The sequence below is a fragment of the Caballeronia hypogeia genome (genome assembly GCF_001544875.2).
In the GTDB taxonomy this organism is placed as follows: Bacteria; Pseudomonadota; Gammaproteobacteria; order Burkholderiales; family Burkholderiaceae; genus Caballeronia; species Caballeronia hypogeia.
Window position 1 is genome coordinate 1 of sequence record NZ_FCOA02000021.1, and the last position, 16,173, is coordinate 16,173.

At 64.7% G+C, this 16,173-nt stretch carries 12 protein-coding genes and 1 pseudogene; 8 read left to right on the top strand and 5 right to left on the bottom strand.

All coding sequences use genetic code 11. From position 1 onward, the window contains the following. The 5 genes and pseudogenes from glyA to dld form a co-directional block, all read left to right on the top strand. Nucleotides 1–315: pseudogene (gene glyA / locus AWB79_RS25520) on the top strand (serine hydroxymethyltransferase); the annotation flags it as partial. A gap of 235 nt (nucleotides 316–550) precedes the next feature. Continuing rightward, nucleotides 551–1,915 (top strand): purine-cytosine permease family protein, encoded by a 1,365-nt coding sequence (locus tag AWB79_RS25525; RefSeq protein ID WP_063963545.1) that lies wholly within the window; start codon nucleotides 551–553, stop codon nucleotides 1,913–1,915. A 130-nt stretch (nucleotides 1,916–2,045) separates the two neighbouring features. Further along, on the top strand, nucleotides 2,046–2,813 hold the full coding sequence (gene glcC, locus AWB79_RS25530) for a transcriptional regulator GlcC (protein WP_061170228.1): 768 nt from the start codon (nucleotides 2,046–2,048) through the stop codon (nucleotides 2,811–2,813). 208 nt (nucleotides 2,814–3,021) lie between these two features. Further along, the gene (locus AWB79_RS25535; protein ID WP_061170229.1) at nucleotides 3,022–4,377 is read left to right on the top strand and encodes an MFS transporter; all 1,356 of its coding nucleotides are present in this window, start codon (nucleotides 3,022–3,024) and stop codon (nucleotides 4,375–4,377) included. 10 nt (nucleotides 4,378–4,387) lie between these two features. Then, on the top strand, nucleotides 4,388–6,112 hold the full coding sequence (dld, locus tag AWB79_RS25540; protein WP_061170331.1) for a D-lactate dehydrogenase: 1,725 nt from the start codon (nucleotides 4,388–4,390) through the stop codon (nucleotides 6,110–6,112). Between the two features lie 11 nt (nucleotides 6,113–6,123). Here dld and AWB79_RS25545 read toward each other — a convergent pair whose 3' ends face one another. The 4 genes from AWB79_RS25545 to AWB79_RS25560 all read right to left on the bottom strand — a co-directional run bounded on the left by AWB79_RS25545 (nucleotide 6,124) and on the right by AWB79_RS25560 (nucleotide 9,305). Further along, nucleotides 6,124–6,453: a ribbon-helix-helix domain-containing protein gene (locus AWB79_RS25545; protein ID WP_061170230.1), complete on the bottom strand. Its 330-nt coding sequence runs from the start codon at nucleotides 6,451–6,453 to the stop codon at nucleotides 6,124–6,126. Nucleotides 6,454–6,552: 99 nt separating this feature from the next. Beyond that, nucleotides 6,553–8,136, bottom strand: coding sequence for a GMC family oxidoreductase (locus AWB79_RS25550; protein ID WP_061170231.1), 1,584 nt, complete (start codon nucleotides 8,134–8,136; stop codon nucleotides 6,553–6,555). Between the two features lie 36 nt (nucleotides 8,137–8,172). Next, nucleotides 8,173–8,817: a twin-arginine translocation signal domain-containing protein gene (locus AWB79_RS25555; protein WP_061170232.1), complete on the bottom strand. Its 645-nt coding sequence runs from the start codon at nucleotides 8,815–8,817 to the stop codon at nucleotides 8,173–8,175. An 89-nt stretch (nucleotides 8,818–8,906) separates the two neighbouring features. Next, entirely contained in the window at nucleotides 8,907–9,305 is a 399-nt protein-coding gene (locus tag AWB79_RS25560) for a VOC family protein (protein ID WP_061170233.1), read from the bottom strand. A gap of 292 nt (nucleotides 9,306–9,597) precedes the next feature. On the opposite strand from AWB79_RS25560, the gene AWB79_RS25565 reads away from it, so the two are divergent. From AWB79_RS25565 to AWB79_RS25575, 3 genes are read left to right on the top strand one after another with little or no spacing between them, the layout of a single operon-like run. After that, complete coding sequence (locus tag AWB79_RS25565) at nucleotides 9,598–10,881, top strand: MFS transporter (protein ID WP_061170234.1); 1,284 nt, start codon at nucleotides 9,598–9,600, stop codon at nucleotides 10,879–10,881. Between the two features lie 24 nt (nucleotides 10,882–10,905). Beyond that, nucleotides 10,906–13,320: a glycoside hydrolase family 31 protein gene (locus AWB79_RS25570; RefSeq protein ID WP_061170235.1), complete on the top strand. Its 2,415-nt coding sequence runs from the start codon at nucleotides 10,906–10,908 to the stop codon at nucleotides 13,318–13,320. Between the two features lie 49 nt (nucleotides 13,321–13,369). Beyond that, a complete protein-coding gene (locus AWB79_RS25575) occupies nucleotides 13,370–14,560 on the top strand; it encodes a porin (protein WP_061170236.1) in 1,191 nt (396 codons plus the stop codon). Nucleotides 14,561–14,609: 49 nt separating this feature from the next. Here AWB79_RS25575 and AWB79_RS25580 read toward each other — a convergent pair whose 3' ends face one another. Further along, nucleotides 14,610–16,172 carry a glycerol-3-phosphate dehydrogenase/oxidase gene (locus AWB79_RS25580; protein WP_061170237.1) on the bottom strand — a complete coding sequence of 521 codons (1,563 nt, stop codon included), beginning with the start codon at nucleotides 16,170–16,172 and terminating at the stop codon, nucleotides 14,610–14,612. Nucleotide 16,173: the final 1 nt, after the last annotated feature.

The following is a 16,173-nucleotide window of genomic DNA, read 5'->3' on the forward strand; positions in this document are numbered from 1 at the left end:
ACGGAAAGCCACGTGATGCTCGTCGATCTGCGCGCCAAGAAGATCACCGGCAAAGCGGCGGAAGCGGCGCTCGGCGCCGCGCATATCACGGTCAACAAGAACGCGATCCCGAACGATCCGGAAAAGCCGTTCGTCACGAGCGGCATTCGTCTCGGTTCGCCCGCGATGACCACGCGCGGCTTCGGCGTGAAGGAAGCGGAGTTCGTCGGCAATCTGCTCGCCGACGTTCTGGAGGCGCCGGAAGACGCCGAGACCATCGCGCGCGTGCGCGAGCAGGTCGCGCAACTGACGAAGCGTTTCCCCGTGTACGGCTGACGCAGTCTCTCCGTCCTTGACGGAACGCGGCCCGCGACGCACTCGTCGCGGGCCGTTTTGTTTCGTGCGATGACGCAGTGCGCTTGCTTCCGTAATGCGCCTGAAAGCGCGATGGCTAGGGATGACCCGTAATTGCCGAAATGAGATAGTGCTCAAAAAAACGGCCTCCTACAGTGGCATCGACCTGCAACGGTAATCGAAGGCTCGATGCGTTCGGCCCCTTAGGAGACTGATCATGGATGTGGAAAAGCGCAGTATCGAATTCATTCCGCTCAACGAGCGATACGGCACGCCCAAACGCCTGTTCACCATCTGGTTCAGCGCGAACATGCAGGTGACGGCGCTGGTCATCGGCACGCTGGGCATCGTCGCCGGACTGGACCTGTTCTGGACCATCGTCGGGCTGGTGCTCGGCAATGTGATCGGCACCGTGTTCATGGCCGCTCATTCGGCGCAAGGGCCGCATCTCGGCATTCCGCAGATGATCCAGAGCCGCGCGCAGTTCGGCGTGTTCGGCGCCGCGTTGCCGCTCGCGATCGTCGTGCTCGCCTACATTCTTTTTGTGGCTGCAGGCGGCGTCGTGATGCGCGACTCGATCAAGGCCATCTATCCGATGAGCGACAACGCGGCCATCATCCTGTTCGGCGTTCTCACGTTCGTCATCAGCTATATCGGCTATGAGCTGATCCACAAGATGGGCGCGTACATGACGCTGCTCTCGTGCGTCATCTTCTTCGCATCGGCGGCGCTCGTGTTCTCGCAGCCCGACATGCTGACGAAGATTCATCATGCGAAGCACGGCTTTTCGGCTGGCGCCTTCAATCTCGTCGTGGCGCAGGCAGCTTCGTGGACGCTAGGCTTCGGCCCGTATGTCGCGGATTATTCGCGTTATCTGCCCGTCAGCGTGAAGACGAAGCACACGTTCTGGTACACGTATCTCGGCGGGCTGCTCGGCTCGCTGCTCGTGATGATGCTGGGCGCGCTGCTCGCCACGGTCACGCCTTCCATCGCCAACGATCCGGGCACGGGCATCGCCTCGATGTTCGGCGGCTGGTCGCGTCCGGCGCTCGTCATCATCGTGCTCGGCGTGCTGGAATTCAACGTGTTGAGCCTTTACAGCGCGTATATGTCCACCGTGACCATCTTCAGCGGCTTTCGCAAGATGACGCGCGTGGGCAAGCTCACGAAGTTCTCCGTGCTCGCGGTGACGGCCGCGATCGCAACGGTCATCGGCATCGGCACGCAATACCACTTCAACGACTACTTCGCCGATATCCTCAACGCGCAGATCTATGTGCTCGTGCCCTGGAGTTCGATCAATCTCGTCGATTACTACCTCGTTCGACGCGGCGACTATTCGGTCACGGAGATGTACGACTCGCGCGGTCAGTACGGCAAGTTCAATCTGTCGACCATCGCGATCTACTGCCTGGGCATTGCCAGCACGCTGCCGTTCATGGACCTCTCGTTCTATCACAGCTACTTCGCGAAGATAATCGGCGCGGACGTGAGCTGGATCCCGAGCCTGCTCGTGCCCGGCATTCTCTACTACGTCGCGAATCGCGGCGTCTCCATGGAATCGCAGGCGCTGACCAGCTGAGCTTTGCATGACACGAGCGGTCGCGTCGCCGCCTTGCGGCGCGACCGCTCTCTCACTCGACACCGCCGCGAAAATGCTAGCATCGGCGAAATCGCAAGCTCGCAAAGTGGTCGGACCAGTGAGAGACGCCATGCATGAAGACAGTACGGAAGACGCGCAGCAGATCGCGGATGTCGTGGCCGGACGCATCGAAAGCCTGATCGTCGACGGCGTGCTGAAGCCCGGCCAGGCTCTGCCTTCGGAGCGGCGGCTCACGGCAAAGCTCGGTGCGTCGCGCTCCGCGGTGCGCGAGGGGCTCAAGGTGCTGCGTACGCGCGGCATCATTGAAACCTCGCACGGGCGCGGCTCCTTCGTCGCCTCGCTGACCGCGCAACCCGCCCTCACTCCGATGATGCATCTGCTCGGCTCGCAACCGCGCACGCTCTACGACATCTTCGAAGTGCGCGAGATGCTCGAAGCCGAATCGGCGCGTCTGGCCGCGCTGCGCGGCACGCAGGCGGATTTCGCGCTGATCACGCGCCGTTACGAGGAAATGCTCGCCGCGAACGAAAGCGAGGTGGGCGAATCGACCCGCGCGCGGCTCGACTACGCGTTTCATCTCTCGATCAGCGAGGCTTCGCACAATCCGGTGCTCGTGCACACGTTGAGTTCGCTCACTGACCTGCTGTTGAGCTCCGTTTTCGCATCGGTGAACAACCTCTACCATCGCGCAGCGGAAAAGCGCGTGATCGATACGCAGCACGCGCGTCTCTACAAGGCCGTGCTGGGCAAACAGCCGGAGCAGGCGCGGAAAGCCGCGAGCGCGCATATCGCCAGAACGACCGCGTGCCTGCGGGAAATCGAGGCGGAAGAGCAACGTCTCGTGCGCGCGACCCTGCGACTCAAGGGCTGGACGTGATGCAGAACGCCCGTGCCGGTACGGGCGTGCGGAATCCTGTGCAGCCGCGCGGGCGTTGACCGACGCGCTCAACGCCTTCTGGCACGGCATCAAGAAGTGGTAGGACCAGTGGTTCGGCGTCTCGACAGGCTCCTGCTGTCGGGGAACAATGCGCTCCAGCAAAGCCAGTTGCCGGCGCAAAAGCCGCACATGAATCAGGAGACTTTCGATGAATCCGCACAGCCCATCGGGCGCATCCGCCGCCCGCACCCCCACCGACACGACCGCCTTCGAAAACGCCATTTACGCGAAAGTGACCTGGCGTCTGCTGCCGTTTCTTTTCATCTGCTATGTCGCGGCGTATCTGGATCGCGTCAATGTCGGCTTCGCGAAACTGCAGATGTTGAACGACCTGAAGTTCAGCGAGTCGGTGTACGGGCTCGGCGCGGGCATCTTCTTCATCGGCTATTTCGTGTTCGAGGTGCCGAGCAATATCCTGCTGCATCGCGTGGGCGCGCGTGTGTGGATCAGCCGCATCATGGTGACGTGGGCCGTCGTCTCGGCGCTGTCGCTGTTCGTCAAGACGCCCGCGATGTTCTACACGCTGCGCTTTCTGCTGGGCGTGGCGGAAGCCGGATTCTTTCCGGGCATCGTGCTTTATCTGACGTACTGGTATCCGTCCTCGCGACGCGGCCGCATCAACGCGCTGTTCATGATGGGCATTCCGGTCGCGGGCGTGCTCGGCGGTCCGCTGTCGGGCTGGATCATGCAGGCGTTCAACGGCGTTCACGGTTTGTCGAACTGGCAATGGCTCTTCCTTATCGAAGCCGTTCCGTCACTGGTGCTCGGCGTCCTTACGCTCTTCATGCTGCCGAACGGCATTCGCGTCGCGAAGTGGCTCGATGACAGCGAAAAGCAGCTTCTCGAAGAGAACATCGCACGTGACGAACCGGCGGGCGCGGATCATTCGCTCAAAGCCGTCGTCGCGAACGGCCGCGTATGGAAGCTCGCGGCGATCTACTTCTGCTGCATGATGGGCCTCTATGGCGTGAGCTTCTATCTGCCCACGCTGATCAAGGCGGCGGGCGTGAAGGATGCGCTCGATGTCGGCCTCCTGACCGCCGTGCCCTACGCATTCGCGATCGTTTCGATGATCCTCGTCGCGCGCAGCTCTGACCGTCGCAACGAACGCCGCCGCCATCTGGCGCTCGCGGCAGTGGCCGCAGCCGTGGGCTTCTATGCGAGCACGCTGCATACGGGCAATCTCGTTATCGCGATGATCACGCTGTCCGTCGGCACGGCGGGCGTGTTGTCGATGATGCCGGTCTTCTGGACCTATCCGAGCAGCGTGCTGACCGGCACGGCCGCCGCCGCCGGCATCGCGATGATCAACTCCATCGGCAATCTCGCCGGCTTCGTCAGTCCTTCGATCATCGGCTGGATGAAGGACGTGACGCACAGCACGAACGCGGGTCTCGTCGTCGTCGCGGCGGCGCTGCTGCTCGGGGCTGTCCTTACGCTGACGCAACGCGCGGGCGCGTCAGGCGCTGCGGATGCGCCGGCTTCGGAACCGCATCGCGCGTGAGGCCGCCATCATGTCCGATGCTGCTCAAGCTTCGATTGCGCTCGATGGCACGGCCACGACGCTGATCGCCTCGCTCGGCGAGATCGTCGGCGCTCGCAACGTGCTCACCGGCGATGCGCAAACGCGCCGCTATCGCACCGGCTACCGCTTCGGCGCGGGCCGCGTGCTGGCGGTGGTGCGCCCCGGCACACTGGTCGAGCAATGGCGCACGCTCGTCGCGTGCGTGGCGGCGCGCGTGATCGTCATCACGCAGGCGTCGAACACCGGGCTCACCGGCGGCTCGACGCCCGATGGCAACGACTACGACCGCGATGTCGTCATCGTCAGCACGACGCGCATCCGGCGCGTCCATCTGATCGGCGGCGGACGGCAAGTGGTCTGCATAGGGGGCACGACGCTCGATCAGCTCGAACGCGCGTTGAAGCCGCTCGGCCGCGAGCCGCATTCGGTGATCGGTTCATCGTGCATCGGCGCTTCGGTGCTGGGCGGCATCAGCAACAACTCGGGCGGCTCGCTCGTGCGTCGCGGACCGGCCTATACGGAGATGGCGCTGTTCGCCGCCGTCGATTCATGCGGCGTGCCGCGCCTCGTGAATCATCTGGGCATCGAGCTCGGCGGCGCGCCCGAGGAGATTCTGTCGCGCATGGAAAGCGGCGCCTTCACCGATGCCGATGTGCGCGAAGGTGCGGCGGCTTCCGATCATGAATACGCGACGCACGTGCGCGACATCGACGCGCCCACGCCCGCGCGCTTCAACGCCGACCCGCGCCGCCTGTTCGAAGCATCCGGCTCGGCCGGCAAGGTGATGACGTTCGCGGTGCGGCTCGACACGTTCGAGACGGAGAAAGGCGCGAAGGTGTTCTACATCGGCACGAACGATACGAGCGCGCTCACCGATATCCGCCGTCACGCGCTCGCGAACTTCACGCATTTGCCGCTCGCGGGCGAGTATCTGCATCGCGATGCGTTCGATGTCGCGCGCAAGTATGGCAAGGACCTGTTCGTGATCATCGACAGGTTCGGCACGGACCGTCTGCCGCTGTTCTTCAGCCTGAAGACGCGCTGCGATGCGTGGTTCGAACGTCTGGGCTTCATGCCGAAGCATCTCACCGATCGCATGCTCCAGTTCGTGAGCGAGCTTCTGCCCGATCATCTGCCTGCGCGATTGAAGGAATATCGCGAGCGGTACGAGCATCATCTGATGCTGAAGGTGCCGGCCGCGGGCGTCGAGGAAGCGCGCGCGTATCTTTCGGCGCGATTCGCGGATTCAGGCGGCGCGTACTTCGAATGCACCGAAGACGAAGGGCGCAAGGCGTTCCTGCATCGCTTCGCGGCGGCGAGCGCGGCGGTGCGATATCGCGCGGTGCATCATCGCGAAGTGGAGGATATCGTCGCGCTGGATATCGCGCTGCGGCGCAACGATCGCGACTGGTTCGAGCGGCTGCCTGAGAGGATCGAAGCGCCCGTGATCTTGAAGCTGTATTACGGGCACTTCCTGTGTCACGTATTCCATCAGGACTACATCGTCGTCAAGGGCAACGACTGCATGGCGCTGGAGCACGAGATGCTCGAATTGCTCGACGAACGCGGCGCCGAATATCCCGCCGAGCATAACGTCGGGCATTTGTACGAAGCGAAGCCGCAGCTCGCCGCGTTTTACAAGGAGCTCGATCCTTGCAACTGCTTCAATCCGGGAATCGGGAAGACGTCGAAGTTCGCGGCGTATCGCGAGTAAGGCAAGCGACGCTACCCCGCCTTTAACACCCGCAGCGGCGCTCCGCCCGCCGCCTCGCTTTCCGCGGTCTGCTTCGCTTCGCGCATCGACAGATAGCGCAGGCAGCACACGCGCAAGAACGATGCGAAGTTGGTCGGAACCTCGCCACGCAGCGCGATGAGTTCGTCGTAGAGCTTGACGGCGAACTGGCTGGTGGTCAGATTCTCGCGACCGGCGATTTCCTGCAGCACGTCCCAGAACAGATTTTCCAGCCGGACCGTGGTGATCACGCCATGAATGCGCAGCGAACGCGTGCGCGATTCATACAGGATCGGATCGGCGTTGATGTACACCCGACACATGAGCTCAGCCTCCAGGAAACGGGCCGTCGTGCTTGTGCACGAATACGCACGACGGCCAACCAAAGAAACTACTCCGCACGCTTCATAACGGCAATTGCATCAAACCCTGTGCTGCTTCATCTGGCCCGCAATGTAATCGGCCTGACGAATCGCCAGCGTGACAATGGTGAGCGTCGGGTTTTCGGCGGCGCCGGTGGTGAACTGGCTGCCATCGGAGATGAACAGGTTCGCCACTTCGTGCGTCTGACCGTGCGCGTTGCACACGCCGTCGTCGGCTTTCGCGCTCATGCGCGCGGTGCCGAGATTGTGCGTCGACGGATAAGGCGGCACGAGATACGTCGCCTTCGCGCCTGCCGCTTCGTACACCGCGCTGCCCTGCCTGTAGGCGTGCGCGCGCATCGCTTCGTCGTTCGGGTGATCGTCGAAGTGGACGTTCGGCACCGGCATGCCGTACTGGTCTTTCACCTGGCTGTTGAGCGTGATGCGATTCGATTCGCGCGGCATGTCCTCGCCGACGATCCACATGCCCGCCGTGTACTGATAGTGATCCATCGCCGCCGCGAAGTTGGGGCCCCACGCGCCCGGATCGAGGAACGCGGCATAGAACGGCAGGCCGAGCGAGACCGTCTCCATGTGATAGCCGCCTGCGAACCCGCGCGAAGGATCGAACTTCGCCTCATCCTCGATGATGCCCGCCATCGTGGTGCCCTTGAACATCTCGACCTTGTCGTTGAACACGCCGTACACGGAACCGGTCGTGTGCCGCATATAGTTGCGCCCGACCTGTCCCGAGCCGTTCGCGAGGCCATCGGGGAACTTGCTCGAGTTCGAGTTGAGCAACAGGCGCGGCGTTTCGATCGAATTGCCGGCCACCGCGACCACGCGCGCCTTCTGCCGCTGGATCTTGCCGTCCTTGTCGAAATAGACGACGCCCGTCACCTTGCCGCGCGCGTCATGCTCGATCTTCACGACATGCGACTGCGGACGCAATTCCATGTGCCCGGTCATCTGCGCGTGCGGAATCTCGGTATAGAGCGTCGACCACTTCGCGCCCATGCGGCAGCCCTGAAAACAGAAGCCGCGCTGGAAGCAGTGCGTGCGGTCGTCGCGCACCGTGCTGTTGATCGCCATGTGGCCGGTGTTGCATTCCTTGTAGCCGACCTTCATCGCGCCCGCGGACATCACCTTGAAGTTGTTGTTGCCCGGAAGTCCCGGCAAGCCATTGGTGCGCGTCACGCCCATCTTCTTCTCGGCGCGGTCGTAGTACGGGTCGAGATCCGCGCGCGTGACCGGCCAGTCGAGCAGATTGGCGTCCTTGATGTCGCCGTATGTGGTTTTCGCCTTGAACTCGTACGGCTGAATGCGCAGGCTCGCGCCCGCCCAGTGGACGGTCGTGCCGCCCACGGTCTTGCAGATCCACGCGGGCAGATTCGGAAAGTCCTTCGCGACGCGCCACGTACCCGATGTCGTGCGGTTGTCGAGCCATGAGAGCTGCTTGAAAGCGCTCCACTCCTCCGTCGAAAAATCGCCTTGCGTGTGCATCGCGCCCGCTTCGAGCACGACCACGTCGATGCCCTTCTGCGCGAGTTCGTTGGCCAGCGTCCCGCCGCCCGCGCCCGATCCGATGACCACCACGACGTGTGCGTCGTTGTGTTTGAACTGCACCTTGTTGTCCGTGTACATGTCTGTCTCCGTTTTCCGTCAGATCGCTCGATTGGGTCAGCCGTCTTTCGGAATCGGGCCGCTGTCGGCCGCGGGCGGATCGGGCAGCCAGGAGAGATTGTTGAAGCCCTGATAGAGATAGCCGCCATCGCCCTGAGCCGCGCCGTAGCCGAAGTGCGTGTAAGCCATCGCGTTGCTGTACAGGGAAACCACGGCGGTGCTTCGAACCGTGTTGAAGAACGGCGTGCCCGCGAGCGCGGCGACATCCTGCGCGCGGTCGTGTTCACTGCGTTTGGTCCAGTCGGAGCCGGTTTTGGCGTCGAGCTGCTTGACGCCGTCGGCGAGTTGCTGACGCACGGCGGGATCGGCTTTCGCCTTGGCGTCGAGGTCTTTCACGACCAGCGCGTACACGGCGTCGTCGAGCGTGGCGTGCGGATAGATCTGTCGCGTGACCTGCAGCAGAACCTCGCCCTGATGCGTGTCGAGCCCCTGCATTTCCAGCGCCCAGACGCGGCTCGGCGCGAGGCTCGCGAAGATCGACGTCGCGGCGATCGTGCCCACCAGCACGCCGGTGCCGCGCAGGAATTCGCGTCGCGTGAGCGCGATCTTTGGGGGTGTGGCGGCAACTTCATCGTGGTCGTGATGATGCCCGCCATCGTGCGCGCGCCGCTGCGCGACGATCGGGATGATCGTGTCTCGCATGTCTCTCTCCTTGTGGGGTGCTTCAACCGCTTATGTGTGTAGTGCCGCCCTACCGCATTACCGCCGTGCCACCGTGCTGCGCGGATTGCCTATTCGTAATGTCCGTGTCGTTCGAGCACTTCTATCTTGTATCCGTCCGGGTCGAGGATGAAGAAGAAGCGCGCGATCAACTGGCCGTCGTCGCCCTTGAACTCCTTCAGGTCGAGCGGCGCGAGACCGAGCGAGATCATGCGCTCGCGATCCTTCTTCGCATCCTCGACGCTCACCGCGACGTGGCCGTAGCCATCGCCATGCGTGTACGGCTCGGCGCGTCCCTTGTTCCAGGTGAGCTCCAGCTCGGCGTGGGTTTCGTCGTTGCGCAGATAAGCGAGCGTGAAGTCCGGAAAGTCGAGCCGGTGCGCCACGCCCAGGTTGAACGCCTTCTGATAGAAGTCGAGCGAGCGCTGCAGGTCCTGCACGCGAATCATCGTGTGAATCAGCTTGGCCATGGGTGCCTCCTCCTTTTGAAACAAGTTTAGGAAGGAGCCGGGGCAAAGGGTAATGGCCGGTTAAATCCTAGGAGTTCTCCTGAGAGAGGAATTACCGACCAGCGGCCGATGCGCGCAAACGAACAATATCGAGCGAGAACGAAACTATTTGTCGCATGAATCGCTCGCGTTCGCGTGTAGTAGTACGATTAATTCCGCATTTTCGATATCGAATGTTCGAATTCGATCAACACATAAGACAGGGCGCGCGCACGGCCGCGCTTCGCGCCCGCCATGAGACGGAGACTCAATCTTGAAAAAAGTCATCGGCTTGCGCTGGTGGATCATCGCGCTCGTCTGCGCGGGCACGATCGTCAACTACCTTTCGCGCAATGCGCTCGGCGTAATGGCCGCCGAGCTGAAGACGCTCATGAACATGAGCACCCAGCAATACTCGTATGTCGTCGGCGCCTTTCAGATCGGCTACACGATCATGCAGCCCGTGTGCGGGCTGATCATCGACCTGATCGGGCTGCGGCTCGGCTTCGCGCTGTTCGCGTGTCTCTGGTCGGCCACCGGCATGGCGCACGCGCTCGCCACCGGCTGGATATCGCTCGCGGCGCTGCGCGGGCTCATGGGTCTTTCGGAAGCCGTCGCCATTCCCGCCGGCATGAAGGTCGTCGCGGAGTGGTTTCCGAACCGCGAGAAATCCGTCGCGGTCGGCTATTTCAATGCGGGCACGTCGCTCGGTTCGTTGTTCGCGCCGCCGCTCGTCGTCTTTCTTTCGCTGCGCTACGGCTGGCAGAGCGCCTTCGTCGTGACTGGCGCGATGGGCTTCGTCTGGGCCGCGTCCTGGTACTGGCTCTATCGCGCGCCGGGAGCGCATCCGCGCATCGGTGAGGAGGAACGCCGCGCGATCGCCGAAGGGCAGACGCCCGTGGCGCAGCATCCGCGCACCCGGCGGCGCATTCGCGAAGTGCTCGGCACGCGGCGCTTCTGGGCCATCGCGCAGGCGCGCTTCTTCGCCGAACCCGCGTGGCAGACATTCAGCTTCTGGATTCCGCTCTATCTCGCCACCGAGCGGCACATGGACCTCAAGCAGATCGCCATGTTCGCGTGGCTGCCGTTTCTCGCCGCCGATCTGGGAGGGCTCTTCGGCGGCTATCTGTCGCCCTTCCTGATGAAGCGGCTGCGCATGCCGCTGGTCGCATCGCGCATCACGGGCGTGGTGCTCGGCGCGTTCATGATGATCGGCCCGGCGTGCATCGGGCTGGTCGCGTCGCCTTACGAAGCCATTGCGCTGTTCTGCGTGGGCGGCTTCGCGCATCAGATGATCTCCGCGCTCGTCAACACGCTCGCCGCCGATGTCTTCGAGCCCGGCGACGTCGGCACTGCCGCCGGCTTCGCGGGCATGGCGGCGTGGATCGGCGGCCTCGGCTTCTCGCTGATGGTCGGCGCGCTGGCCGATACCGTCGGCTTCACGCCGCTGTTCGGCGCGCTCGGCGCGTTCGATCTGATCGGCGCGGCGCTGCTCGTCGTACTGATGCGCGGCGTGAAGGTCGATGCCAAACCGCCTGAATCCGCGCTGCGCGCGTGAGACCGAACAACCCGGGTACATATCATGGCCAACCTCAAGAATCGTCCGCTCTTCAGCCTCTCGCACGCGGAGCCGCATCGGCTCACGCTCACGTCGGCGGAGGGCTGCCGCATCGAAATCTTCCATCTCGCCGACGACATCGTCCGCGTGCTGGTGCTGCCGCATGGCGAATTGCGCGGGCCGCGCACCTGGTCGATCGCGCCCGGCGCCGAAGACGCGCCGCTCGAAGGACGCGAGCGCCTCGACATGAGCGGCTTCGAGCCGCCTCCCGCGCGCGTGCTTGAGCATGAGCACGAGATCGTCCTCGAAACGCCGATGCTGCGCCTCACGATCACGCTCGACGGCGGCTTCTGCGCGTGGGACATCAGGCGCGACGGTCACTGGCGCAACGTGATGAACGACCGGAGGACGCAGGCGTACAACTTCGGCTGGTGGGACGCGCGCGTGTATCACTACATCGAGCGCAAGCCGGATGAGATGTATGTCGGCCTCGGCGAACGCGCCGGCACGCTCGACCGCGCCCATCAGAGCTACGAGATGCGCAACATCGACGCGATGGGCTACAGCGCGCGCACGACCGATCCGCTCTACAAGCACATTCCGTTCTACGTGACGTGGCAGCCGCACGCATCGACGGGCTTCGGGCTTTTCTACGACACGCTCGCCGACTGCCGCTTCGACATGGGCCGCGAGCTCGACAACTATCACGGGCACTATCGGCACTTCGTCGCGGAGCATGGCGATCTCGACTACTACTTCATCGCGTCGCCCGACACGCCGCTGCACGCCGTGCGCCGCTTCACCTGGCTGACCGGCCGCCCCGCATGGATGCCGAAGTGGGGCCTGGGCTACTCCGGCTCGACCATGAGCTACACCGACGCGCCCGACGCGCAGGCGCGCATGGGCGAATTCATCGCACGATGCCGCGAGCACGACATCCTGTGCGATTCGTTCCATCTGTCGTCGGGTTATACGTCGATCGACGGCAAGCGCTATGTGTTCAACTGGAATCGCGACAAGTTCCCCGACGTCGATGGCTTCGTCGCCGGCTATCTGCGCGAAGGCGTGCGCCTGTGCCCGAACATCAAGCCGTGTCTGCTGCAGGACCATCCGCTGTTCGACGCCGTGTCCGAAGCGCGCCTGCTCATCGAGACGGCCGGCGGCGAGCCGGCGTGGGTGCAGTTCTGGGACGAAGTCGGCGCGTATCTCGACTTCACGAATCCCGCGACCATCGATTGGTGGAAAGCGCGCGTGAAGGACAGCCTGCTGCGCCACGGCATTGCCGCGACCTGGAACGACAACAACGAGTTCGAGATCTGGAGCCCCGATGCGATCGCGCGCGGCTTCGGCAAGCCGTTTCCGGCGCGCGAAGCCAGGGTCCTGCAAACGCAACTGATGATGCGCGTCTCGCGCGACGCGCAGCGCGAGCACGCGCCCGGCGCGCGGCCGTTTCTCGTGTCGCGCTCGGGCGGCGTCGGCATGCATCGCTATGTGCAGACGTGGTCCGGCGACAACTACACGTCGTGGGAAACGCTGCGCTTCAATCTCAAGATGGGACTCGGTCTCGCGATGTCGGGCGTGTCGAACAGCGGTCACGACATCGGCGGTTTCGCGGGCCCCGCGCCCGGTCCCGAACTGCTCGCGCGCTGGGTGGCGTTCGGCATCTTCCTGCCGCGCTTCTCCATCCACTCGTGGAACGACGACGGCACCGTCAACGAGCCGTGGATGTATCCGGAAACGACCGGGATCATCGCCGGGCTGATCAAGCTGCGTTACCGGCTGATTCCGTACCTCTACGAGCTTTTGTGGCGCTCGCATCGCGACTATGAGCCAGTGCTGCGGCCGATGTTCGCCGAGTTCCCCGACGACCCGCGCTGCCTCGCCGATGGCGACGACATGATGATCGGCGCCGCGCTTTTGGCCGCGCCCGTCGTAGAGCCGGGCCGGAGCGCGCGCGAAGTCTATCTGCCGAAGGGCGCGCGCTGGGCGTCGTACTGGAGCGGCGAGGTTTTCGAAGGCGGCGCGACCGTGACGCTGCCCGCGCCGCACGAGCGCCCCGTCATGCTGATCCGCGAAGGTCATGTCATCGCGCTCAACATCGCGGAGCAGCACTTCGCGCAACCCGCCGACGAACGCGCGTTCATCGCGCTGCCGTGCGCGGGCGCGGGCGTCGCGAAGGGCGAATGCGTCGAGGACGACGGCGAGAGCGAAGCATGGCGGCACGGCGCGCAGGGACGCTGGCGCGTCGTCATCGAAAGCGATGCACAGAGTCTGCTTATCGCGATTCATCGCGACGAGCCGATCCCGCATGCGCAAAACGACGTACGCATCAGCGTGCCCGCATCCGATACGCGCCGCGCGGTCTGCGCGACGGGCGAGCTGGTCGCGGAGCGCATCGCCGACGGCTGGCGTCATCTCACGCTGCGCATGCTGCCCTGACGCCCCCGCTGCACGTCGCACATCGAACACACAAGGAAAACGACCAGCAATGAAGTCTTCGAAACGCGCCCGGACCGGCGCGGGGGCGCTCGCGTCCCTTTCTCTCGCCGCCGCGGCATTTTCCGGCACGGCCGCGGCGCAAGGCAGCGTCACGCTGTATGGCGTCGTCGATAACGCGTTCGCGTATGTCAACGATCAGCGCGGGCATTCCAGCATCTACATGAGCCAGGGCAATCTGCAGGCGAGCAAGTTCGGGCTGCTGGGAGCCGAGGATCTCGGCGGCGGCACGCGCGCGATCTTCCGGCTCGAAAGCGGCTTCAACTCACTGACGGGCGCGCAAAGCAGCCCGGGAACGATCTTCAACCGGCAGGCCTACATGGGCCTCGCCAACGACCGGTACGGCACGCTCACGCTCGGCCGCCAGTACACGCCTTATTTCAGCATGGTCGGCGCGCTCGGTCCGACGGGCGTGCTGACCGGCGCGACCGGCGCGCATCCAGGCGATGTCGATGCGCTCGACACCACGCTGCGCTTCAACAACTCGATCACGTATGCGTCGCCGGCCATCGGGGGTCTCGCGTTCAGCGCGCAATACGCGCTGGGCGGCGTGCCGGGCAGCGTCGCGAGCGGCGGCAACCTGAGCGCCGCGCTGCGCTACGACTATCGGCCGGTGTCGATCGCAGCGGGTTACGTGAAGCTGAAGGACATTTCGACGAGCCCCGCCCTGGGCACCTACGCGATCAATTCGCCCGTGAACAACGGCTATGCGAGCGCGCAAAGCGCGCAACTGATCGCGGCCGCCGCGCGCTACACGTACCGGAATCTGATGCTCGGCGTGAACTACTCGAACGTGCAGTACGCGCCCGGTTCAGGCTCGCGCTTCACCGACACGGCCGTGTTCAACAGCTACGGCTTCATCGCCACGTATCGCTTCACGCCGGCGGTGAATGTCGCGGCGGGGTACGGCTATACGCGCGCGAGCAAGGCGAACGGGATTGCCGACCCGGCGCAGTATCACCAGGTTTCGTTCGAGGAAACCTACGATCTGTCGAAGCGCACCACGTTCTATGCGCTGCAGGCGTATCAGCGGGCGCGCGGCAAGTCGCTCGTCGCGGGCGGCGGCGCGGGCGGCACGCTCATCGCGAATGCGGTGGCGGTCGTCGGAGACTCGCAAAACACGACGCCTTCGTCGGGGCCGTCGCAATTCGTCGCCATGTTCGGCATCCGCCACGCGTTCTGACTTCGCTGCGCGATGACACCGGCGACGTGCCTCTCACGCTTCGCCGATGTCACGACAGCATCCAGCGGCGCGCGAACGCGTCGAAGCGTTCGGCTTCGGCCGCCTGCCACTGCGCCGTCTTGCCCAGCTCCTCCGCCACGATCCGCGCGACTTCCGGCGCGGCGCGGCGCGCGGCGGCCGCATCCAGAAACAGCGCGCGATTGCGCCGCGCGAGCACATCCTCCACATCGCGCGCAAGCTCCGCGCGGACCGCGAAACGGACCTGCGCCTCGGTCAGGCCGCTCGCCGGGATCAGCACCTTGTCGGCGCCCGGCAGCCGCTCGATGAGCGCGGCGTCGGAACCGTACTGGCCGCGCTGCTCCGCTGTCGATCCGTGCAGCGCCAGCGTTGCCGTGCGGCACGGCGCGGCGGGCAGCAACTGCTTCGTCACGGCGAGATCGAGCACCTGTTGCGCCATCAGGCGATACGTCGTCCACTTGCCGCCGGTCACGGTGATCATGCCCGTCGCGTTCATGACGATCGTGTGCTCGCGCGAAAGCGCCGCCGTCGATGCGCTGCCCTCGTCCTTCACGAGCGGCCGAAGACCGGCCCAGACGCTCGACACGTCATCGCGCGTGGGCTTGTCGGACAGATAATCGGCCGCCGTCGCGAGAATGAAGTCGATGTCCTCGTCGCTCGCCTGCGGATCGAGCGGCAAGTCGCGGCGCGGCGTGTCCGTCGTGCCGACGATCGCGTGGCCGTGCCACGGCACGATGAACAGCACGCGGCCGTCCTTCGTCCGGGGCACGAGAATCGCGTCGCGGCTTTGCAGGAAGCGGCCGGGCAAGGTCAGATGCACGCCCTGGCTCGGCGCCACGATGGGACGCGCGCCCGGCTCGGCCATCGCGCGGATCGAATCCACCCACACGCCCGCCGCATTGACGAGACAGCGCGCGCTCACCGCGAAACGCGCGCCGGTTTCGGCGTCTTCCACCGCGAGCCGATGATGTCCCGCCGCGCGATCGAAGTCGATTCCGCGCACGGCCGCATTGTTCAGCGCGACCCCGCCGAGATCGAACAGCGTGCGCATCAGCGTGATGGCGAGACGCGCGTCGTCGAACTGGCCGTCGAAGTAGAGCGTGCCGCCGCGCAGCGCGCGTCCGTGCAGGCTCGCGGCGAGCATCGGCGAACGTTCGCGCGTTTCGGCCAGGCCGAGACTGCGGCTCGCGCGAAGGTTCAGCGAGCCGGCGAGCCAGTCATAGATCTTGAGGCCCGCGCCGTACACGAGCCTGTCGCCGCCCTTGTAGGCCGGGACGATGAAACCGAGCGCATGCACCAGATGCGGCGCGTTGCGCGCGAGCAGGCCACGCTCGCGCAGCGCCTCGCGCACCAGCGGAATATTGCCCTGCGCGAGATAGCGCACGCCGCCGTGCACGAGCTTGGTGGCTTTGCTGGAGGTGCCCTTGGCGAAGTCGCGCGCTTCCAGCAGCAAGGTCCGGTAGCCGCGCGATGCCGCATCGACCGCCGTGCCGAGGCCGCTCGCGCCGCCGCCGATCACGACGACGTCGAAAAGCGGGTTCTGGTCCAGTTCGCGCAGCAGCGATGCGCGGGTGTCGGGCGTTCTGGTTTGCATG

Coding starts and splice junctions, on each gene's coding strand:
- AWB79_RS25525 (WP_063963545.1), top strand. CDS start 551: ATGGATGTGGAAAAGCGCAGTATCGAATTCATTCCGCTCAACGAGCGA.
- glcC (WP_061170228.1), top strand. CDS start 2,046: ATGCATGAAGACAGTACGGAAGACGCGCAGCAGATCGCGGATGTCGTG.
- AWB79_RS25535 (WP_061170229.1), top strand. CDS start 3,022: ATGAATCCGCACAGCCCATCGGGCGCATCCGCCGCCCGCACCCCCACC.
- dld (WP_061170331.1), top strand. CDS start 4,388: ATGTCCGATGCTGCTCAAGCTTCGATTGCGCTCGATGGCACGGCCACG.
- AWB79_RS25545 (WP_061170230.1), bottom strand. CDS start 6,453: ATGTGTCGGGTGTACATCAACGCCGATCCGATCCTGTATGAATCGCGC.
- AWB79_RS25550 (WP_061170231.1), bottom strand. CDS start 8,136: ATGTACACGGACAACAAGGTGCAGTTCAAACACAACGACGCACACGTC.
- AWB79_RS25555 (WP_061170232.1), bottom strand. CDS start 8,817: ATGCGAGACACGATCATCCCGATCGTCGCGCAGCGGCGCGCGCACGAT.
- AWB79_RS25560 (WP_061170233.1), bottom strand. CDS start 9,305: ATGGCCAAGCTGATTCACACGATGATTCGCGTGCAGGACCTGCAGCGC.
- AWB79_RS25570 (WP_061170235.1), top strand. CDS start 10,906: ATGGCCAACCTCAAGAATCGTCCGCTCTTCAGCCTCTCGCACGCGGAG.
- AWB79_RS25575 (WP_061170236.1), top strand. CDS start 13,370: ATGAAGTCTTCGAAACGCGCCCGGACCGGCGCGGGGGCGCTCGCGTCC.
- AWB79_RS25580 (WP_061170237.1), bottom strand. CDS start 16,172: ATGCAAACCAGAACGCCCGACACCCGCGCATCGCTGCTGCGCGAACTG.